Below are 20,868 nucleotides of genomic sequence, written 5' to 3'. Positions count from 1 at the left end.
TAGAGTTCGTGCACCGATCGCCTTGTCGGGCCCTTCCTGCGGATTTGTTGCGCGGCTGTGACAATCCCGGGGGAAAACCGGTTCGAGTGCCCACGGTCGAGGATTAGCATTCCGGCATGGAATCGAACACTCCCCCGACAGGGAACTCGCCCGAGGACGAGACACCGCAGCCGACCCGGAGCTCTCCGCTGCGGCTGGTCCGCCACGGCGCGACCTTCCTGGGCGTCAGTGTGGTGTCCGGCGCGCTGCTGGCGGGCATGGCCCTGCCCGCCGTCGGCGCGCTCGGGCTGTCCGCCAAGAACACGGCGGAGGGGTTCGACGACATTCCGGACGATTTCAAGACACCGCCGCTCACCCAGGCGACCCAGATCTTCGACGCCGGCGGCGCGCTGATCGCCAAGGTCTACGAGCGCGACCGCACGGTGCTCACCGCCGAGCAGATGTCCCCGCTGATGCGGCAGGCGCAGGTCGACATCGAGGACGCCCGCTTCTACGAGCACGGCGCCGTCGACCCCAAGGGCGTGATCCGGGCGATCAGCAAGAACGCGGAGAGCGGCACCACCGCCCAGGGCGCCTCCACACTGACCCAGCAGTACGTGAAGAACGTGAATGTGGAGAAGGCCGGCGACGACCCGGCGGCGGTCCGGGAGGCGCAGCGCAAGACCCTGGGCCGCAAGATCCAGGAGCTGAAGATCGCCATCAAGTTGGAGGAGGACCTCACCAAGGACCAGATCCTCACCAACTACCTCAACATCACCTATTACGGGAACGGCGCCTACGGTGTCGAGGCCGCCTCCCAGCGGTACTTCGGCAAGAGCAACAAGGACCTCACCATCGCGGAGGCCGCCACCCTGGCCGGACTGGTGCAGAACCCGTCCCAGTACGACCCCAAGGCGCACCCGCAGGCCGCGCTCAACCGGCGCAACACCGTGCTCGACAAGATGGTGGAGAACGGCCACATCACGGCCGACCAGGCCAAGGAGGCCAAGGCCGCCCCGCTGGGCCTGAACTACAAGGAACCGCAGAACGGCTGCATCACCGCCAAGGCGGGTATGGGCTTCTTCTGCGACTACGTCCGCCACGTGGTCAAGCAGGACCCGGTCTTCGGCGCCACCGCCGCCGAGCGCAAGAAGCTCTGGGACCAGGGCGGCCTGAACATCCGCACCACCCTCGACCCGGACAAGCAGGCCGCCGCCCAGAACGCGGTCAGCTCCAACGTTCGCGTCACCGACCCGGTGTCGGCCGCCGCCACCATGGTCGAGCCGGGCACCGGCAAGATCCTGGCGATGGCCCAGACCCGCCCGTACGGCCTCTCCGCGGCCAAGAACCAGACCGTCGTCAACTTCAACGTCGACGCGGCGATGGGCGGCGGCAACGGCTTCCAGCCCGGCTCCACCTTCAAGCCGGTCGTGGTGGCCGCCGCCCTGGAAGCGGGCCTGGCGCCCACCCAGGAGTACCCCTCGCCGAACAAGCTCGAGTACCCGACCATGAAGACCTGCGAGGGCACCTGGAAGAACACCACCAAGCCCAAGGCGGTGGTGCCCAACGAGTCGGCGAACGAGCAGGGGCCGTACCAGCTGAAGGAGGCGATGGCCCTCTCGGTCAACACCTACTTCGTGCAGATGGAGCAGGAGCTCGGCCTCTGCGCGGTCAAGCAGATGGCCAACAAGCTCGGCATCGCCACCAAGGCGAGCGGCAAGCCGCTGGAGGAGGTCCCCGCGATGGGCCTGGGCGTCGAGGAGGTGAGCCCGCTGAGCATGGCCGGGGTCTACGCGACCTTCGCCGCCAACGGCAAGTACTGCGCCCCGCTCGCCGTCACCTCGATCACCACCGTCGACGGCAAGGACGTGCCGGTCCCGCCCGCCCACTGCGAGACGGCCTTCTCCCCGGACACCGCCAAGGCGCTGAACACCATCCTCAACGGCGTCACCGAGACCGGCACCGGCCGCGACCTCGGCCTGGAGGGCGACCGGCAGATCGCCGGCAAGACCGGCACCTCCGACAAGAAGCGGGCCGCCTGGTTCAGCGGCTACACCCCGCAGCTGGCCACCTCGGTCTGGATCGGCGGACCCAACGGCGGTGTGGAGATGCGCAACATCACCATCAACGGCAAGTACCGCAAGGAGGTCTTCGGTGCCGACGGCCCCGGACCGATCTGGCGGGACGCCATGAACCAGGCCCTGCGCGGGACGCCCAAGCAGACCATGCCGATGGCCGACATCCCCGACCCGGCCCCCCGGAAGGACCCGAAGGACAGCGGCAGCGCCAGCGGCAGCCCCACGGGCTCGCCGACCGGTTCCCCGACCAACGGCACCCGCGGCGGCCGGACCTCGGCCCCGGCCCACCCCCCGGCCAACGCCCCGGCCACGGCTCCCGCCGGCGCTCCGGCCGAAGGAGCAGCGAACGCCCCCTCCGGACAGAACGACTGACTGTCGATCGGTCTTCCTGCGCACCGCCGGACGGCCGTGCTAAGACTGGCGGCGTGGGAGACGCGGAGGTCAGGAACCTGGTGGGCGGCGGGACGTATCACGGTCCCGTGATCCAGGGCGGGGACGTTCACATCCACCTGTCGCCCGGCGCGCCGGCCACCCCCGGCGCGCCGGGCGGGCCCGACCCGTGGACGGACGCAGCCGACCGCTCCGCCGTCTGGGACCACGTCCCGGCGGGCCGGGACACGACGGTCGTGCGGCAGTACATGCTCGCCGTCGTCGCCGCGCTGGCCGGGGTGTGCGACGGGGCCGCGGCCGCGCTGGCGGACGACCCCTGGCAGGACCCGGGGCTCGCGGTGCGGTTCGCCGAACAGGTGGAGTGGCTGCTCGGCGAGCCGGACCCGGACGGTCCGTTCGAGCTCTTCCCGGCCGAGGCGGCGCTGCTGGTCCTCCTGCCGTTCCTCTACCGCGCCAACCAGCTTCGTGCGGCGGCCCGTTGGGCGCCGGTCGTCACTCCGGGGCGGCTGGGTCCGGTGGCGGGGGCGGGCGCCGAGCGTCAGTCCTTCGAGGCGTTCGGGGACGAGTACGGCATGCTGCTCGAACGGACCAGGCTGCGGCCGGAGTCGGCCGGGCCGATCGGGTGGTGGCTGTTCCACCGGTGGCAGCTGCACCGGGGGATGCTCGCGGAACCGGCGGACGTGGCCGAGCTGTTGGGGCTGGTCGCCGAGCAGGCCGGTCCGCTCGGCGAGATCCTGGACGCAACCAGGGTGACCCGACTGCTGCACGGCATCCGGCGAGGGCCGGACGTCGCCAACATCGAGTTCCTGGACCACCTCCCGGCCGAGGACCGGCTGCGCGGGCCGGGACACCAGCGGGTCCGGGACCGCCGCCTCGTCCTGCTGCTCACGCTGGCACACAGCACCTGCCTGGACCTCACCGCGCTGCCGGACATCGTGGTGGAACACCTCGGCATCCCGCACCCGGTGGACCTCGGAGAGCTGCGGGGCACCGTCGACCGGGCGGTCTGGGGAGGCGAGGCGACGCTCCCCGTTCTCCGTGCCGAGTGCCACCACGAAGCGGTGATCGAGGGGCTGCGGGCCCACACGGCCCGCGCCGACGAGATCCTGCACGCCGTCGACCGGGCCGGGCGTGAGCGGATCACCTGTGCCATGCCGCGCCTGCCCGCGCGGCTCTCGGCGGACCAGGTCCGCCCGGCGAGCGGCGTGTTCGACGGCTGGGCCGGGTTCCGGACGGACGAGCGCAAGGTGCGCGAACTGCTGATGGGCGTCCAGCTCTACAAGGACCGCGACCTCGCGGTGCGGGAGCTGTACCAGAACGCCCTGGACGCCTGCCGCTACCGCCGCGCGCGCACCGAGTACCTGGACCGGACCGGGCCGGCCTCCTGGGCGTACGAGGGGCGGATCACCTTCGAGCAGGGCGTCGACGAGCACGGCCGCGCCTATGTCGAGTGCCGGGACAACGGGATCGGCATGGGCGACGCCGAGTTGCGGGGCGTCTTCTCCCAGGCGGGCGCCCGCTTCGCCGAACAGCCCGAGTTCAAGCTCGAACGCGCCGCCTGGAACCGGTTGGACCCGCCGGTGGAGCTGTACCCCAACAGCCGGTTCGGCATCGGTGTGCTCAGCTACTTCATGCTCGCCGACGAACTCACCGTCACCACCTGCCGGATGGGCCCGGACGGGCGCCCGGGCCCGGTGCTGGAGGTGGCGATCCACGGGCCCGGCCACCTGTTCCGGATCGTGCAGCGCGCGCCCTGGGGGGAGGAGAGCGGGACGGTCGTCCGGCTGCACCTGCGGGACTCGGTGACCGCCGGGGCCGAGTGGTCCTGCGTCGATGTGCTGGAACGGGTCCTCGGTGTGGCGGAGTTCGGGACCACGGCGGTGCAGGGCGAGCGGCGCGCGAAGTGGCAGGCCGGGCAGCTCCAGGTCCGGGAGCAGCCGGAACGGGAGCGCTTCGGCTTCGACGCCCACGGCGGCCGGGTCGACTGGGCGGACGCGCCGAAGGGCGTCCGGGTGACCTGGACCGAGCACGGCGGGGCCCTGTTGGTGGACGGGCTGGTGGTGCAGCCGGCGGTCCGGCGTGGGGTGCTGTCGACGGAGGGCGCGGGCCTGAGCGGTGTCGTGGTCGACCTCACCGGGCCGTACGCGCCCGCCCAGCTCTCCGCGGACCGCGCGGAGGTGCTGGACGACCTCGCGGCCCCCTTGCTGGAACTGCTCGCCCCAGCCACAGAAGCTTTGGTGGTGAAGGAGAACGAGCTTCCGACGTACGGCTGGGTGTGCCGGATCGCCCTCGGCAGCCCGCAGTTGGCCGATCTGCTCACGGAGGCGGCCACCAGGGTCGGGCTGACGCTGGAGCTCGGGGGTCGATCCTTCCCCACAGTGAGAACGGGTGTGTTCCCGGCGGACGTGGAACTGCTCTCGATGTACTCGGCAGAAACGAGTCAGAGGATCGACTCGTGGGCGGTGACGGGATTCCCCCCCGACTACGTCTTTCTCTGGCGCCTGCTCGCCAACGCCCCGCACCCGCTCCTCGACGAGCTCGCGGCGTTCTGCCCGGAGTTGCGGAACGACGTGCCGGTCCTGGTGGCCATGCCGTCGGATCAGCTGCTGCTGTCGGAGAACGGATCCAGGGACTACTGGAGCTGGCACGCTGACGGCTACTGGTCGGGGGCGCACCTCGCCGGCGCGGTGGCGCGTTGGGGGGTGAAACTGCGGGATGCGGCTCGGCGTGCCGCCGGGCTCGGGCTGCACGGAGTCAGGCCCGAGGGCTTTCCCGAGCGCCTTCCCCTGCCTGCGGTCGTGGAGTCGACGCTACGCCGGGCGCCGGGTGGCTTTCCCGATCGGGTCACGGTGACCGACCTGGTCCGTGCGGCCGGAGACGACCGCCGTCGGCTGCGGGAGGTTGCGGATACCTGGCGAGGCCTCGGCATCGCGGTCCCGGAGGGCATCGTGCCTTTGGCTCGGAAGGCCATGGTCGACGAGCTGCTGCGGCGCGACGGTGACAGCCCTCGGTACGGGTGGTTCACCGTCGGGGAGACCGTGCCGACCGGTCGGATCGCCCAGGCCAGCGTCCAATACGGGATCAGCGTCACCGAAGTGTGTGCTCTGTTCGCCGGGTACGGGCTGACGGTGGATCCGGCGGGCTTGCCGCAACGTCTGCCGAGCTGGACTCTGCCTATTTTCCGGAACCGCAGCGGAGAGTCGTCACCCTGGTGGGAAGCTGGCCGCCCCCTGCCGCCCTGGCAGGTCCTCGGGGCCGCGGCAGGTCTGCGCAAGAGCCCGGCAGAGACGCTGTGGCTGTACAGGGCTTTTGGCTTCCGCGTGCCCGAGGTGTTCCCGGTGGACGCCTCGGTCGATGATCTGGCTCTCTTCGAGGACCATTGGCTCGGTGAACGCTTCGACCAGTGCGCACCTGCTCCGTTCCCTTACCTGTTGATCCTGCGGGAAGTGGCCGGAAGGTCGCTGCCGGACGTCATTGCCAGGCTGGCGGACTACGGATTCCCCGTGCCGCTGCGGCCCCCGTCGGCGCCGGACGAACTGGACGAGCAACTCCTCGACCCGGACGGGCCGTGTTCATGGTGGGAGGTTCGCACCGGCGAACCGATGCCGTTCGCCCACCTGTTGGTGGCGGCACAAACCACCTTTCGCCCACTGAACATCCTGCTGGAGCGGTTCGACCTCTACGGGGTTCCGGTCTCCTGCCGGGAGGTCCCGGAGGGGCTCACCGCGGCCACGGCGCTGGAGCTTCTGGGCACTCGGTACCGGGACGACGGCTTCCTGTCGAAGACGTCCTCGGTGACGCTGGCGATGTTGCTGGAACGGGCCGACCGGATGCGGGTGCCCGTCCGCCAGATCGTCGACTGGCTCACCGAGCTGGGCATCCCGGTGCCCGACCTCGGGCAACTCCTCCGCGACGCGCTCGCCCGGGTGCCGCGGCCGTAGGGGCGGTCAGTTCCGCTTCGGGGCGGCCGGGACGACCAGCGGCGTGCCGGTCTCCGGGTCGGGGATGATCCGGCACGGCAGGCGGTAGACCTCCTCCACCAGCTCCGCGGTGAGGATTTCGCCCGGGTCGCCGGCGGCGACCACGCGGCCGTCGCGCATGACGATGAGGTGGGTGGCGTAGCGGGCGGCCTGGTTGAGGTCGTGGAGGACGGCGACCAGGGTGCGGCCCTGGGTGCGGTGGAGGCGGTCGCAGAGGTCGAGGACCTCGATCTGGTGGCTGATGTCCAGGTAGGTGGTGGGCTCGTCGAGGAGCAGCAGCGGGGTCTGCTGGGCGAGGGCCATGGCGATCCAGACGCGCTGGCGCTGGCCGCCGGAGAGTTCGTCGACGGGGCGGTCGGCGAGTTCGGCGACGCCGGTGGCGGCCATCGACTCCTCGGTGATCCGTTCGTCCTCGTGGGACCACTGGCGCAGCAGGCCCTGGTGGGGGTGGCGGCCGCGGGCGACGAGGTCGGCGACGGTGATGCCGTCGGGGGCCACCGAGGACTGGGGAAGGAGGCCGAGGGTGCGGGCGACCCGCCGGGCGGGGAGGCGGGCGAGGTCGGCGCCGTCGAGGAGGACGGTGCCGCGGGTGGGGCGCAGGACGCGGGCGAGGGCGCGCAGCAGGGTGGACTTGCCGCAGGCGTTGGGGCCGATGACCACGGTGAAGGAGTGGTCGGGGATCTCGACGTCCAGGCCTTCGGCGACGGTCCGCCGGTCGTAGGAGAGGGTGAGGTCGCGGGCGGTGAGGCGGGGGGTGGCGGCGACGAGGGGCATGGCGGGGTCCCGTTCGGGCGAGGGCGAGGAGGGGTAGGCAGGCGCGGCGGCGGTCACAGCCGGCCGGCGCGGCGTTCGGCGGCCAGCAGCCAGACCAGGTAGCCGCCGCCGAGGACGCCGGTGACCACGCCGACCGGCAACTGCCGCTGGCCGAAGGCGTGCTGGGCGGCGAGGTCGGCGGCGGCGAGCAGGGCCGCGCCCATCGCGGTGGAGGCGAGCAGGTTGGGGCCGGGGGCGCGGGTGAGGCGGCGGGCCAGTTGGGGTGCGGTGAGGGCGACGAAGGAGACCGGTCCGGCGGCCGCCGCCGCGACCGAGGCGAGCAGGACGGCGCAGGCCAGCAGGGCGGGCCGGATCCGTTCGATCGGCACGCCGAGGGCGAGGGCGGTGTCGTCGCCGAGTTCCAGCATCCGCAGGCCGGGGCCGCAGGCGAGCAGCACCACCGGGAGCAGCACGGCGAGGACCGCGAGCAGGGGGAGGGCGTCGTCCCAGCCGCGTCCGTCGAGGCTGCCGGTGAGCCAGAGCAGGGCGCGGGCGGCCTCCATCAGCTGGATCCGGGTGAGCAGGTAGCCGTTGACGCCGCCGAGTACGGCGGCGACGCCGATGCCGACCAGGACCAGCCGGTGCCCGCCGGTGCCGCCGCGCCGGGCGAGGGCGCGGATCAGCGCGCCCGCGGCGGTGCCGCCGGCGACCGCGCCGCCGGCCAGGGCGAGGCTGCTGCCGCCGGTGGCGACGACCAGCAGCGCGCCGGTGGTGGCGCCCTGGGTGAGGCCGAGGATGTCGGGGCTGCCGAGCGGGTTGCGGACCAGGGCCTGGAGGACGGCGCCGGAGAGGGCGAGGGCGGCGCCGGTGAGGAGGGCGGTGACCACCCGGGGGAGCCGCAGTTCGTTGACGACGAAGTCGGCCGCGGGGTCGCCGCCGCCGGTGAGGGCGCTCAGCACCTCGCCGGGGGTGAGCGGGTAGTCGCCGCTGCCGAGCGTGGCCACGGCGACGGCGGCCGCGGTGAACAGGCAGGCGGTGACGGCCAGGACGGTGCGGGGGCGGTAGCGGACGGAGAGTCCGCCGGGGGTGCGCAGGGTGCGGGTGCGGGCGAGGTCGGTCATGCGCGGGCCGCCTTCGCGCGACGGACGAGGAGGAGGAAGAAGAGGCCGCCGAGCACGGAGGTCACGATGCCGACCTGGAGTTCGCCGGGGCGGCCGAGGATCCGGCCGAGCACGTCGGAGCCGAGCAGCAGCAGCGGCGCGAGCACGGCGCAGTACGGCAGCATCCACCGCAGGTCGGGGCCGGTGAGGGCGCGGACCAGGTGGGGCACGGTCAGGCCGATGAACACGATCGGTCCGCAGGCGGCGGTGGCGGCGCCGCAGAGCAGGGTGACGGTGAGCACGGCGCCGGCCCGGATCCGGGCCGGCCGGGCGCCGAGGGCGGTGGCGGACTCCTCGCCCATGGCGAGCGCGTTGAGCGGCCGGGCGAGGGCGAGTGCCAGTACCGCGCCGACCAGCACGAACGGCGCGACGGCGGCGACGGTGCCGGGCGTGGTGGCGGCCAGCGAGCCGATGGTCCAGAACCGCATCCGGTCCAGCGAGCCGGAGTCGAGCAGCATCACGGCGCTGACGTAGGAGTAGAGGGCGGCGTTCAGGGCGGCGCCGGCCAGGGCGAGCCGGGCGGGGGTGGCCCGGCGTCCGCCGCCGACCGCGTAGACGAGGGCGGAGACGACGCCGGCGCCGGCCAGGCCGAACCACACGTAGCCGGTGAAGCCGCCGACGCCGAGGAAGGCGATCGCGGTGGCGATGGCGGCGGAGGCGCCCGCGTTGATGCCGAGCAGGCCGGGGTCGGCGAGCGGGTTGCGGGTGACGGCCTGCATGACGGCGCCGGCTAGGCCGAGGGCGGTGCCGGCGAGCAGTCCGAGCAGGGTGCGCGGGACCCGCATCCGGTTGACGACCGGGTAGGCCGGGGAGGCGGGGTCGGTGAGGCCGTGCCAGACCTCGGCGGGGGAGAGCGCCTTGGCGCCGACGGCGACGCTGAGCACCGCGGCGGCGGTGAGCAGTGCGAGGGCGGCGAGCAGCCCGAGGGCGCGGGTCCGGTTGCGGCGGCGACCGGCGGGAACGGCGGGAACGGCGGGAGCGGGCGGAACGGCGGGAACGGGCGGTCCCGGGCGGGCGGTGACGTCGTGCATGGTGGGGTGCTCCGGGGACCGGGGTGGGGACGGTGGGGACAGGGATGGCGACGGTGGGGACAGGGTGCCGACGGACGGTCGACAGCCGGTGACTATGGTTAGGCTAACCTAAGTCTCGGCCCGGGGTCCGAACCACCCCGGGACCTTCACCACTCCCACCACCGAACAAAGGCACCCCCATGCCCAACCCCGGCTTCCCGACCCCCGGGCGACCCACCCGCCGCACCCTCCTCACCGCCGCCGGCGCCGTCGGCCTCGGCGCCGCACTGGCCGCCTGCGGCAGCGGGGGCGGCACCAAGGGCGCGGACGGCGGGGGCGCCGACGGCAGGGCTTGGTCCTTCACCGACGACCGCGGCCGCGCCGTCACCGCGAAGAACACCCCGCGCCGGATCGTCGCCTTCACCGGCACCGCCGCCGCCCTGCACGACTTCGGACTCGGCGACCGGATCGTCGGCGTCTTCGGCGAGACCAGGCGCGCCGACGGCAAGGCCGACCCGGCCGCCGGGGACCTCGACATCGACAAGGTCACCATCGTCGGCAACGCCTGGGGCGAGTTCGGCATCGAGAAGTACGCGGCGCTGCGCCCCGACCTCCTGGTCACCCACATGTACGACCCGGACGCCCTCTGGTACGTCCCGGACGAGAGCAAGGACAAGATCCTCGCCCTCGCCCCCAGCGTCGCCGTCACCACTGCCCGGGTGCCGCTGCCCGAGCCGATCAAGCGCTACGCCGCGCTGGCCGAGTCGCTCGGCGCCGACCTGGGCGCCAAGCGGGTCACCGAGGCCAAGGCCCGCTTCGAGACGGCCGCGGAGACCCTGCGGCAGGCCGCGAAGGCCGCCGGCGGGCTGAAGGTGATGGCCGCCTCCGGCAGTGCCGACCTCTTCTACGTCACCAATCCGGCGCTCAGCACCGACCTGATGTACTTCCGTGACCTGGGTGTCGACTTCGTCGTCCCGGACGCGCTCGACCCGCAGGGCTACTTCGAGAGCCTGAGCTGGGAGAACGCGGGCAAGTACAGGGCCGACCTGATCCTGCTCGACAACCGCAGCACCGCCCTCCAGCCCGCCGACCTCGCGGCCAAGCCCGCCTGGTCCGCGCTGCCCGCGGTCAAGGCCGGCCAGGTCGCCCCGTGGGACGCGGTGCCGAGGTTCTCCTGGCTGGGCGCGGCCCCGCTGCTGGAGAGCCTGGCCAAGGCCGTCCAGGGCGCGAAGAAGCTCGGCTGACGGGCGGACGACGAGCAGGCCGACGGGCGGACGACGAGCGGGCCGACGGGCGGGGGCGGTGCCGGAGCGGCGGGGGCGGCTGCCCGTACGTCCCGCCGCTCCGGCAAGTGCCGCAATGAACAGCCCGGCCGGTCGACCCGGCCCGGCCCTACTAGGAGGGGAAGGGCCAGACCGGGCACCACGGCGGGATGACCTGGCCCGGGTAGGGCGGGCCCCACGGCGGGCACGGCGGCAGCTGCGGCGGCGCGGAGGTCCACAGGATCTTGCCGTTCAGCTCGACCGCGATCGCGCCCTCGTTGTAGATGGTCAGCTCGGCGCCCCACTTGCCGCCGGTCTGGCTGTTCCACAGCGGGGTGTTGTCGGCGGCGTACACGACGAGGTTGCCGTCGCCCTGTATCACCAGGAACTCGCCGCGCGGCATGGCGCCCTGGGCGACCCAGATCGCCTTGCCGTCGCGGTACAGCACGACGTTGCCGTCGCCCTGCATGGCGAGCATGACCTTGCCGTTCGGCGAGTACCAGGCCTGGTTGCGGCCGATCGAGGTGTTGCCGGGGATGCGGGTGGGCGGGGTGAGCGCGGCCGTCGCGAGGGCGGGGGCCCCGGCCGTCGAGGGGGCGGCCGGGGCCGGGGCGGCGGTGGCCGTGCCGGAGGTGAAGGTGGCGAAGCCGATCGCGGCGACGGCCGCGAGGGCGGCCGCTCTGGTGCGGAGACTGGTCATGGCGGGGTTCGGGATCCTTCCGGACGTGCGGGGCGGCCCGGTGGGGCCGCCGTTCTGACGGCGCGTCAGTTCGTTCCTGTGCGCCGGGCGCCCAGGTTATGGCCGCCGGAACGGCGGGTGGCGGCAGATCGACCGGCAGCTTCCCGGCACCCCCGGCACCCCCGGCACCCCCGGTGCGCCCCGTGCTCCCCCGGAGCCCCTACCGCCCCCGGTGCGCCGCGATCAGCCGCGCGTAGTGGTGGCCGCTGGACTTGATGGTGCGGCGCTGGGTCGGGTAGTCGACGTGGACGAGCCCGAAGCGCTTGGCGTACCCGTACGCCCACTCGAAGTTGTCGAGCAGCGACCAGGCGAAGTACCCGGCCAGCGGTGCGCCCCGGCCGACGGCGCGGGCGCAGGCGGCCAGGTGGTCGGCCAGGTAGGCGGTCCGCTCCGGGTCGTGGACGCTGCCGTCGGCGGCCACCGAGTCGGCGTACGCCGAGCCGTTCTCGGTGACGTAGATCCGCTCGGCGTCGTACTCCTCGGTGAGCCGGAGCAGCAGCTGCTCCAGACCGGGCGCGTGCACCTCCCAGGGCATCGCGGTGTGCTCCGGGTTGGGGCCGGGCAGTTGGCGGACGTACGGGGCCGGTCCGGCGGGGTCGTCGGCGACGATCTGGCGGAAGTAGTAGTTGAGGCCCAGCCAGTCGAGCGGCGCGGCGATGAGGTCGAGGTCCCCGGCCCGCTCCGGCAGTTCGACGCCGTAGACCCGTCGCATGTCCTCGGGGTAGCCCCGGCCGTGGATCGGGTCGAGCCACCAGCGGTTGACGTGGCCGTCGGCGCGCACGGCGGCGGCGAGGTCGGCCGGCGAGTCGGTGGCCGGCTCGATCGGGCTGAGGTTGTTGACGATCCCGATCCGGGCGTCCCGGACGTTCTCGCGCAGCACCTGCACGGCCAGGCCGTGGGCGAGGTGCAGGTGGTAGGAGGCGCGGACGGCGGCGGTGAGGTCGGTCAGTCCGGGGGCCATCGCGCCGTCGAGGTGGCCGATCCAGGCCGAGCAGAGCGGTTCGTTGAGCGTCGCCCAGTCGGTGACCCGGTCGCCGAGCCGGGCGGCGACGGCGGCGGTGTACTCGGCGAAGCGCTCGGCGGTGTCCCGTACGGGCCAGCCGCCGCGGTCCTGCTGGGCCTGCGGGAGGTCCCAGTGGTAGAGGGTCGGGAACGGGCGGATCCCGGCCGCCAGCAGGCCGTCCACCAGCCGGTCGTAGAAGTCCAGGCCGGCCTGGTTGACCCGGTCGTCGGCGAGCGGCACCACGCGCGGCCAGGCGATCGAGAACCGGTAGGCGCCGAGGCCGAGCCGGCCCATCAGCGCGACGTCCTCGGGCCAGCGGTGGTAGTGGTCGCAGGCGGTGTCGCCGGTGTCGCCGCCGGCCACCCGGCCGGGGGTGTGCGCGAAGGTGTCCCAGATCGACGGGGCGCGCCCGTCGGTGTCCGCCGCGCCCTCGATCTGGTAGGCGGCGGTGGCGGCGCCCCAGAGGAAGTCGTCGGGCAGGGCGTCCAGGGGGAAGCCGGGGTCGGTCATGGCGGGCCTCTCGGGGTGGTGGAGGAGGTGGCGGCGGGCGTCGGGGTGCCGGGCGCGGGTCATTTGACGGCCCCGGCGGTGAGTCCGGCGACCAGGTAGCGCTGGAGCAGCAGGAAGCCGGCCACCACCGGGACGCTGACCACCAGCGAGGCGGCCATCACCTGGTTCCAGTAGACGTCGTTGAGCGTGGCGTAGCCCTGGAGGCCGACGGCCAGGGTGCGGGTCTCCTCGTTGGTGAGCACCGAGGCGAAGAGCACCTCGCCCCAGGCCGTCATGAAGGCGTACACCGCGACCGCGACGATGCCGGGCACCGCCGCCGGGACGATGATCCGCACCAGGGCCCGGACCGGCCCGCAGCCGTCGACCAGCGCGGCCTCGTCCAGGTCGCGCGGGATGGAGTCGAAGTAGCCGACCAGCATCCAGATCGAGAACGGCAGCGAGAAGGTCAGATAGGTGAGGATCAGACCGCCGCGGCTGCCGTACAGGGCGACCCCGGTGGCGTTGCCGACGTTGACGAGGAGCAGGAACAGCGGGAGCAGGAACAGGATTCCGGGGAACATCTGGGTGGACAGCACCGTCACCGTGAAGAAGCGCCGGCCACGGAAACGGTAGCGGCTCACCGCGTACGCCGCGACGATCGCGACCAGGACCGAGCAGATCGTCGAACCCCCGGCCACTATGAGGGAGTTGACCAGGTAGCGGCCGAGCGGCACGGTGCGCCAGATGTCCGCGTAGGGGCGCAGGGTCACGGTGCTGGGGATCCAGCGGAACGGCCCCTGGACGTCCTGGAGCGGCTTCAGCGAACTGCCGAGCATCACCAGGACGGGGACGAGAGTGAAGACGGTGAGCGCGGCGAGCAGTACGCGGCGCAGCCACCGGAACGAGGCGGGCGGGTCGATCACGCGGTGGCGTCCTTCCGGCGCGAGGTGAGCAGCAGGTAGCCGGCCGTCACCACCAGCAGGAACAGCAGCAGCAGGACGGACATCGCCGAGCCGGCGCCGAAGTTCCAGGTGACGAAGGAGGACTGGTAGATGTGCACGGAGATTAGGTCGGCCGCGGCGGGGGCCGACCGGCCGAACAGCAGATAGGGGGTGTTGAAGTCGTTGAAGGTCCAGAGGAAGAGCACCAGCACCAGCACCTGGTTGACCGGCCGCAGCGAGGGCAGGGTGATCCGGCGGATCTGCTGCCAGACGCCGGCGCCGTCCAGCGCGGCCGCCTCGTAGAGGTCGCGCGGGATGTTCTGCAGCCCGGCGGTGAGGGTCAGGAAGGCGAACGGCCAGCTGCGCCAGACCGAGACGGTGACCAGCGCGACGAAGCTGTTGTCGCCGAGCAGCCAGAACGGCTTGTCGTCGACCAGGTGGAGCTGGTCGTGCAGCACGTGGTTGATCAGGCCGGTGTCCCGCTGGAACATGAACGACCAGGTGATGACCGCAGCGTAGACCGGCAGCGCGTAGGGCAGCAGGAACACCGCGCGCAGCAGGCCGCGGCCGCGGAAGGAGTCCTGCATCAGCACGGCGGCGGTGGTGCCGATCAGCCAGGAGAGGCCGACGGCGAGCACGGTGAAGGCGCAGGTGACCCAGAAGGAGTGCAGCAGGGCCCGGCCGACCGGGGCGTCGAAGTCCACCGCGGTACGGAAGTTGGCGAGTCCGGCCCAGGGGGCGGCGGTCCAGTCGCGGATGAAGAACTGGGTCAGCCGCTTGAGGCTCATCACGGCGCCGAGCACCATCGGCACCAGGTGGACGGCGAGTTCGAGCAGCAGGGCGGGGAGCAGCAGCAGATAGGGGAGGGCGGTGGTTCCTGCGCGTCGGCGCAGTCGGTCGATTCGGCCTCGGATCACGTCAGTTGGCCGGCATCTGCTGCTGGGCCCGGGTGAGTTCGGAGCGGACGCCGTCCTCGGTGACGGGCTTGCCGGCGGCGGCCGAGGCGAGCAGGTTCTTCACCGCGGTGCCGACCAGGGTCTCGAACTGGCTCTCGGCGGGGACCTGGGGCAGCGGGCGGGCGCTCTGGCCCAGGACGGCGGCCAGGGTGCCGAGTTCGGGGGTGGCGAAGGCGGCGTCGCGCTGGGCCTCGACGACCGGGGGGATGGTGCCGTAGGCCTTGTTGAGCACGGTCTGTTCCTCGGTGCCGGTCATGAAGGACACGAACTTCAGCGCCCCTTCGGTGTTCTTGGTGGCGCGGAAGACGGCGAGGTTGATCCCGGCGACCATCGAGGTGGTGGCGCGTTCGCCGCTGGCGCCGGCGGGGATCGGGACGGGGGCGACGCCGTAGTCCTCGGCGGCCATGCCGTGGGACTTGAGGTTGGCCCCGGCGGCCTGCCACAGCAGCATCGCGGCCTTGCCGGTGGCGAAGTCGGTGACGGACTGGTTGTTGGCGTACTCGGCGTTGCCCGCGGCGGCGATCCGGTCGGTGCCGAGCAGGTCGACGTACTGCTTGACCGCGGCGACGGCACCCGGGCTGTCGAAGGCGGGGCGGCCGGACGGGTCGAAGAAGTCGGCGCCGTGCTGCTTGGCGAGGGTGAAGGCGTGGTGGACGTTCTCGCTGATGTTGCCGCCCTCGACGGCGAGGCCGTAGCGGCCGCCGGTGGTGAGCTTCTTGCCGTCGGCGACCAGCTCCTCCCAGGTGGCCGGCGCCCGGTCGATCCCGGCCTCGGCGAAGAGCTTCTTGTTCCAGTACAGGCCGTAGGCCATCGAGTAGAGCGGGACGGCGGCCGGGTCCTGGCCGGCGGCGCCGGCCGAGGCGAGCGCGGCGGGCAGGAACCGCTCCTTGCCGCCGGTCTTCGCGAGGGTGGCGGCGTCGAAGGGCCGCAGGGCGCCGGTGGCCTGGAGCGAGGCGGACCAGGTGTTGCCGATGTTGAGCACGTCGGGGCCCTGGCCGGAGCCGGCGGCGGCGAGGATCCGGTTGAGCAGGTCGGACCAGGGGATGACCTCCAGTTTCACCTTGATGCCGGTCTGCTGCTCGAACTTCCGCAGCTCGGGTTCCAGCACCTGGCGGTCGTTCTCCAGGCTGGTGCCCTGGTTGGAGGCCCAGTAGGTGAGTGTGCCGGGGCTGCTGTCGCCCCCGCCTCCGGATGCGGAGCCCCCGCCGCAGGCGGTGGCGGTGAGGACGAGTGCGGTGGCCAGCACGCCGGCGGCGGCGGCGCGGACGATGGGCATGGAGGGATCCCCTCTTCGGGTGAAGTCCGATGCTGCGATACTTAATTCGAGGCGTGATTTAACGTGTGAGAAAAGCTTCCGTCAAGGGTTCGGACAGCGATAGATTCGGGGCAGGAGGGAGATCCCATGACCGCGCGAGGCAAGAAGACGGTGCGTGACCTGCGCAGAGGCAGCCGGTCCACGCTGCTGCGGCGGCTGTACTTCGACGGGCCGCTCAGCCGCCAGGAGCTCGGCTCGATCACCGGGCTGAGCGGTGGCTCGATCAGCAATGTGACCGGCGAGCTGCTCGCCGACGGCCTGATCGAGGAGTGCGGCTCGGTGGAGTCGGACGGCGGGCGGCCGCGGATCCTGCTCCGGGTCGCGGCCGGCCGGGCCCACCTGGTCGGCGTGGACGTCGGCGAGACCCAGGTCCGGGTCGCGCTGTTCGACCTGGCCAGGACCGAACTGGCGGCCAGCGACCGGCCGTTGGACGACCGGGGGCATGACGCCGGCCATGTCGCGGAGCTGATCCTGGCCGGGCTGGCCGAGGTGCTGGAGCGCACCGGGACCGATCCGGGCACGGTGCTCGGCGTGGGCGTCGGGGTGCCCGGCATCGTCGAGCAGGGGGTGGTCGGGGGAGGGGGCGTCGGCCGCGGCGCCGTCGAGCGGGGCATCGGGCCGGACCTCGGCGGCGGGGCGGGCGCCGTGGTGCACGGCCAGACCGTCGGCTGGGACGCGGTGCCGCTCGGCCGGATGCTGCGGGCCGGCACCGACCTGCCGCTGTTCGTCGACAACGGCGCCAAGACCCTCGGTCAGGCCGAGATGTGGTTCGGCGCCGGGCGCGGCGCCCGGCACGCGGTGGTCGCCCTGTTCGGCTCCGGCGTCGGCGCCTGCGTGATCGCCGACGGCGCCCGCTTCCGGGGCGCCACCAGCAGCGCGGGCGAGTGGGGGCACACCAAGGTGCACGTCGGCGGACGCCGCTGCCGGTGCGGCGCGCGCGGCTGCCTGGAGGCGTACGTCGGCGCCGAGGCGCTGGTCGCGCGGTGGGGCGCGGCGCCGACCGGCGGCGGGGAGAAGGCCGGGCTGGCGGCCCTGCTGGCGGCCGCCGGGGCGGGCGATCCGGCCGCCGTCGCGCTGCTGGACGAGGCCGCCGAGTACCTCGGTGCGGCCATCGCCGACCTGGTGAACCTGTTCAACCCGGAGCGGATCGTGATCGGCGGCTGGGCCGGACTGCTGCTCGGCCCCCGGCTGCTGCCCGGGATCCGCGCGGCCGCCACCGAGTACGCGCTGCGCTTCCCGCGCGAGCAGACCGAGATCGTGCTGGGCACGCTCGGCCCGGCGGCGGTCACGGTGGGCGCGGCGACCCTGCCGCTCTCCGACTTCCTGGACTCCGGCGGGGAGTTCCCGCGCCGGGCGGAGGCGGACGCGGCGGTGGCGCCGGCCGGGCTGCGGGCCTAGCGACGGCCCCGGCCGGTGCGCCCGAGCGGCGCCCCCGGGCGGCGGTCCTGAGCTGGGAGGATCCACTACTTCCCTTCGGCACAAGCAAGTTCACGCCGTGAGGAAAGTCGCCGTGAGGGGTTGACACCCCGGATCGACTGCCCCGAGACTCCCGGTCGGGGGCGCTCCCCGGGCCCGGACCCCGGGCCGGCGGCGCTCCGTCACGCACCAGGTGACCGCCCGCCGCGGCGGGTCCGTGCGCGCACCGGCCGAACCCCGAGCCGGCCGGTGCGCGGACCCGTCGAGCCGTCCCGTCGTTCCCCACCGCCCGGCGCCCAACGGCGTACCGGGCACGGGCCGCGGTGTGCGCCTCCGCCTTCACCCACCCCCACCGCAGGAGCAGCCCATGAGGCTCACTTCAGCACGCCCGCGTCGCGGGGGGCCGGCCGCCAGGCTCGGTCTCGCCCTGCTCGCGGCCACCACCCTCGCCCTGCCGGGACCGGCCGCCCTCGCGGCCCCCGCCACCGGCGCGTCCAGCACCGCCCCCGCCCCCGCCGCCGCCGAGTGCGGTGCCGCGGACGCCGCGCGGGGCCGCCCGGCCACCGCCTCCTCCACCGAGAACGCCGGTCTGTCCGCCGCCAACGCCGTCGACGGCGACGCCGGTACCCGCTGGTCCTCCGCCTTCGCCGACCCGCAGTGGTTGCAGGTCGACCTCGGCTCGGTGCGGCAGCTGTGCCGGGTCGAACTCGCCTGGGAGGCGGCGTACGGGCGCGCCTACCAGATCCAGGCCTCCGACGACGGCGTCACCTGGCGCACCCTCTACTCCACCGCGAACGGCACCGGCGGAACCGAGACCGTCGCGGTCTCCGGCAGCGGCCGCTACGTCCGGCTCAACGGCCAGGCCCGGGGCACCGCCTGGGGCTATTCGCTGTGGGAGCTGCGGGTCGCCGCCTCCGACGGCCCGACCGTGCCGCCGGTGCAGGGCGGCGGCGACCTCGGCCCCAACGTGCTGGTCTTCGACCCCGGCACGCCCGGCATCCAGGCCAAGCTGGACGAGGTGTTCCGCAAGCAGGAGTCCAACCAGTTCGGCCCCGAGCGGTACGCGCTGCTGTTCAAGCCGGGCACCTACCAGAACCTCAACGCCCAACTCGGCTTCTACACCTCGATCGCGGGCCTCGGCCTCAAGCCCGACGACACCACCTTCAACGGCGATGTCACCGTGGACGCGGGCTGGTTCAACGGCAACGCCACCCAGAACTTCTGGCGCTCCGCGGAGAACCTCGCCCTCAACCCGGTCAACGGCACCGACCGCTGGGCCGTCGCCCAGGCCGCGCCGTTCCGCCGGATGCACGTCCGGGGCGGGCTCAACCTGGCGCCGAACGGCTACGGTTGGGCCAGCGGCGGCTACATCGCCGACAGCCGGGTGGACGGCCAGATCGGCAACTACTCGCAGCAGCAGTGGTACACCCGGGACAGCGCGATCGGCGGCTTCTCCAACGGCGTCTGGAACCAGGTCTTCTCCGGCGTCCAGGGCGCGCCCGCGCAGAGCTTCCCGAACCCGCCCTACACCACCCTCGACACCACCCCGGTGTCGCGCGAGAAGCCGTTCCTCTACCTGGAGGGCAACGAGTACCGGGTGTTCGTCCCGGCGAAGCGCACCAACGCCCGGGGCGTCTCCTGGGACGGCACCCCGCAGGGCACCTCGCGGCCGCTGAACCAGTTCTACCTGGTCAAGCCGGGTGCGACGGCGGCCACCATCAACCAGGCGCTGGCGCAGGGCCTGGACCTGCTGTTCACCCCCGGCGTCTACCACGTGGACCGGCCGATCGAGGTGACCCGCCCGGACACCGTGGTGCTCGGCCTCGGCCTGGCCACCGTGGTGCCCGACAACGGGGTGACCGCGATCCGGGTCGCCGACGTGGACGGCGTCCGGCTGGCCGGGCTGCTGGTCGACGCCGGGCCGGTCAACTCGCCGGTGCTGGTGCAGATCGGGCCGGACAACGCGGCCGCCGACCACGCGAACGACCCGACCACCCTCCAGGACGTGTTCGTCCGGGTCGGCGGCGCGGGCGCGGGCTCGGCCACCGCCGGGATCGTGGTCAACAGTGACGACGTGATCGTCGACCACACCTGGATCTGGCGCGCCGACCACGGCACCGGCGTCGGCTGGACGGTCAACCCGGCCGACTACGGCCTCGTGGTGCGCGGCGACGACGTGCTCGGCACCGGGCTGTTCGTCGAGCACTTCAAGAAGTACGACGTCGAGTGGTCGGGCGAACGCGGCCGGACGATCTTCTTCCAGAACGAGATCGCCTACGACGCCCCGAACCAGGCCGCCGTGCAGAACGGCGCCACCAGGGGCTGGGCCGCCTACAAGGTGGACGACAACGTCACCACCCACGAGGGCTGGGGCCTCGGCAGCTACTGCTACTTCAACGTGGACCCGAGCATCCGGATGGACCACGGCTTCGAGGCCCCGGTCCGGCCCGGGGTGCGGTTCCACGACCTGCTGGTGGTCTCGCTGGGCGGCAACGGCCAGTACGAGCACGTGATCAACGGCACCGGCGGCGCGACCTCCGGCACCTCCACCACCCCGTCCACGGTCACCTCCTTCCCGTGACGGCACCCGCCGCCGGCCCCGCACCCGGGGCCGGCGGCGGCTCGGGCCCGCGTCCTGGGGTTCAGCCCAGGGTGCGGGCCCGCTCGATCACCTCGGCCGAGGCCTTGGCCACCGAGCCGCTGTCGAACGGGGGTTGCGGGTCGTACTCGGTGGTCAGCTGGATCGCCCGGGCGGTCAGCTCGTCGGTGAGCAGCGCGGCCAGCGAGACGGCCATGTCGATCCCGGAGGAGACCCCGGCGGCGGTGATCAGCCTGCCGTGCCGGACCACCCGCTCCGGTGTGTAGACGGCGCCGTGCGACTCCAGTTCGGCGGCCGCCTGCCAGTGGGTGGTGGCGGTCAGGCCGGTCAGCAGGCCGGCCGCGCCGAGCACGATCGACCCGGTGCAGACCGAGGTGGTGAAGCGGGTGCCGGCGTGGATCCGGCGGACCCAGTCGAGGAAGCCGGGGTCCGCGAGCATCGGCCGGATGCCGCCCCCGCCCGGGACCAGCAGGACGTCGCACCGCTCCACCTCGGTGTACGCGGTCGGCACGTGCACCGGCAGGGCGCCCAGGTCGTCCCGCACCAGGCCGGGTTCGGCGGTGACGAACCGCACGGTGGCCCCGGGCACGTAGGCGAGGATCTCGTAGGGCCCGATCGCGTCGAGCGGCTCGAACCGGTCGAAGAGCGGTATCACGATGTCCATGCGCCGCAGCCTAGCCAGCCACGTCGCCACCGGGCGGATGCTCCTATAGACGTCAAGCCGCAGGAGCGAGGTCGGTTTGAGCGATTTGTTCGGCTGGTGCTGCAGTCAGCGCGCGGTAGATCTCGCGGGCGACG

14 protein-coding genes are annotated in these 20,868 nt (G+C 73.1%); 5 read left to right on the top strand and 9 right to left on the bottom strand.

Going from position 1 to position 20,868, the window contains the following annotated elements; translation table 11 throughout:
- Positions 1-116 precede the first annotated feature (116 nt).
- Both IF01_RS0131185 and IF01_RS0131180 read left to right on the top strand, forming a co-directional pair.
- Positions 117-2,429: a transglycosylase domain-containing protein gene (locus IF01_RS0131185; protein WP_051756563.1), complete on the top strand. Its 2,313-nt coding sequence runs from the start codon at positions 117-119 to the stop codon at positions 2,427-2,429.
- Positions 2,430-2,482: 53 nt separating this feature from the next.
- Positions 2,483-6,388, top strand: coding sequence for a wHTH domain-containing protein (locus IF01_RS0131180; RefSeq protein ID WP_030396943.1), 3,906 nt, complete (start codon positions 2,483-2,485; stop codon positions 6,386-6,388).
- Positions 6,389-6,394: 6 nt separating this feature from the next.
- Here the strand turns inward: IF01_RS0131180 and IF01_RS0131175 are convergent, their stop codons facing one another.
- The 3 genes from IF01_RS0131175 to IF01_RS0131165 are packed head-to-tail and all read right to left on the bottom strand — an operon-like array spanning position 6,395 to position 9,371.
- Complete coding sequence (locus tag IF01_RS0131175; protein ID WP_030396942.1) at positions 6,395-7,201, bottom strand: ABC transporter ATP-binding protein; 807 nt, start codon at positions 7,199-7,201, stop codon at positions 6,395-6,397.
- A gap of 53 nt (positions 7,202-7,254) precedes the next feature.
- Positions 7,255-8,301, bottom strand: coding sequence for a FecCD family ABC transporter permease (locus IF01_RS0131170; RefSeq protein ID WP_030396941.1), 1,047 nt, complete (start codon positions 8,299-8,301; stop codon positions 7,255-7,257).
- A complete protein-coding gene (locus IF01_RS0131165; protein ID WP_051756562.1) occupies positions 8,298-9,371 on the bottom strand; it encodes a FecCD family ABC transporter permease in 1,074 nt (357 codons plus the stop codon). Before IF01_RS0131165 ends, IF01_RS0131170 begins: the two co-directional genes overlap by 4 nt.
- Before the next feature lie 179 nt (positions 9,372-9,550).
- Between IF01_RS0131165 and IF01_RS0131160 the strand changes: the two genes are divergently transcribed.
- Complete coding sequence (locus IF01_RS0131160; RefSeq protein WP_030396939.1) at positions 9,551-10,594, top strand: ABC transporter substrate-binding protein; 1,044 nt, start codon at positions 9,551-9,553, stop codon at positions 10,592-10,594.
- A 151-nt stretch (positions 10,595-10,745) separates the two neighbouring features.
- Here the strand turns inward: IF01_RS0131160 and IF01_RS0131155 are convergent, their stop codons facing one another.
- From IF01_RS0131155 to IF01_RS0131135, 5 genes are all read right to left on the bottom strand, one after another.
- Positions 10,746-11,312 (bottom strand): hypothetical protein, encoded by a 567-nt coding sequence (locus IF01_RS0131155; RefSeq protein ID WP_051756560.1) that lies wholly within the window; start codon positions 11,310-11,312, stop codon positions 10,746-10,748.
- Between the two features lie 199 nt (positions 11,313-11,511).
- Positions 11,512-12,864: a GH1 family beta-glucosidase gene (locus tag IF01_RS0131150; protein ID WP_030396937.1), complete on the bottom strand. Its 1,353-nt coding sequence runs from the start codon at positions 12,862-12,864 to the stop codon at positions 11,512-11,514.
- Positions 12,865-12,923: 59 nt separating this feature from the next.
- On the bottom strand, positions 12,924-13,766 hold the full coding sequence (locus IF01_RS0131145; protein WP_030396936.1) for a carbohydrate ABC transporter permease: 843 nt from the start codon (positions 13,764-13,766) through the stop codon (positions 12,924-12,926).
- On the bottom strand, positions 13,763-14,701 hold the full coding sequence (locus IF01_RS0131140; protein WP_051743075.1) for a carbohydrate ABC transporter permease: 939 nt from the start codon (positions 14,699-14,701) through the stop codon (positions 13,763-13,765). The genes IF01_RS0131145 and IF01_RS0131140 overlap by 4 nt, the downstream gene beginning before the upstream one ends.
- 1 nt (position 14,702) lies before the next feature.
- Positions 14,703-16,016: an ABC transporter substrate-binding protein gene (locus tag IF01_RS0131135; RefSeq protein WP_030396934.1), complete on the bottom strand. Its 1,314-nt coding sequence runs from the start codon at positions 16,014-16,016 to the stop codon at positions 14,703-14,705.
- Between the two features lie 126 nt (positions 16,017-16,142).
- Between IF01_RS0131135 and IF01_RS0131130 the strand changes: the two genes are divergently transcribed.
- Entirely contained in the window at positions 16,143-17,453 is a 1,311-nt protein-coding gene (locus tag IF01_RS0131130; protein WP_030396933.1) for an ROK family transcriptional regulator, read from the top strand.
- Positions 17,454-17,838: 385 nt separating this feature from the next.
- Complete coding sequence (locus IF01_RS0131125; RefSeq protein WP_030396932.1) at positions 17,839-20,052, top strand: discoidin domain-containing protein; 2,214 nt, start codon at positions 17,839-17,841, stop codon at positions 20,050-20,052.
- Positions 20,053-20,113: 61 nt separating this feature from the next.
- Here the strand turns inward: IF01_RS0131125 and IF01_RS0131120 are convergent, their stop codons facing one another.
- A complete protein-coding gene (locus IF01_RS0131120; protein ID WP_030396931.1) occupies positions 20,114-20,734 on the bottom strand; it encodes a DJ-1/PfpI family protein in 621 nt (206 codons plus the stop codon).
- Between the last annotated feature and the right edge of the window lie 134 nt (positions 20,735-20,868).

Origin of the sequence: Kitasatospora purpeofusca, from assembly GCF_000718025.1 — a bacterium.
In the GTDB taxonomy this organism is placed as follows: Bacteria; Actinomycetota; Actinomycetes; order Streptomycetales; family Streptomycetaceae; genus Kitasatospora; species Kitasatospora purpeofusca.
This window is presented reverse-complemented; position numbering and strand designations above follow the sequence as displayed.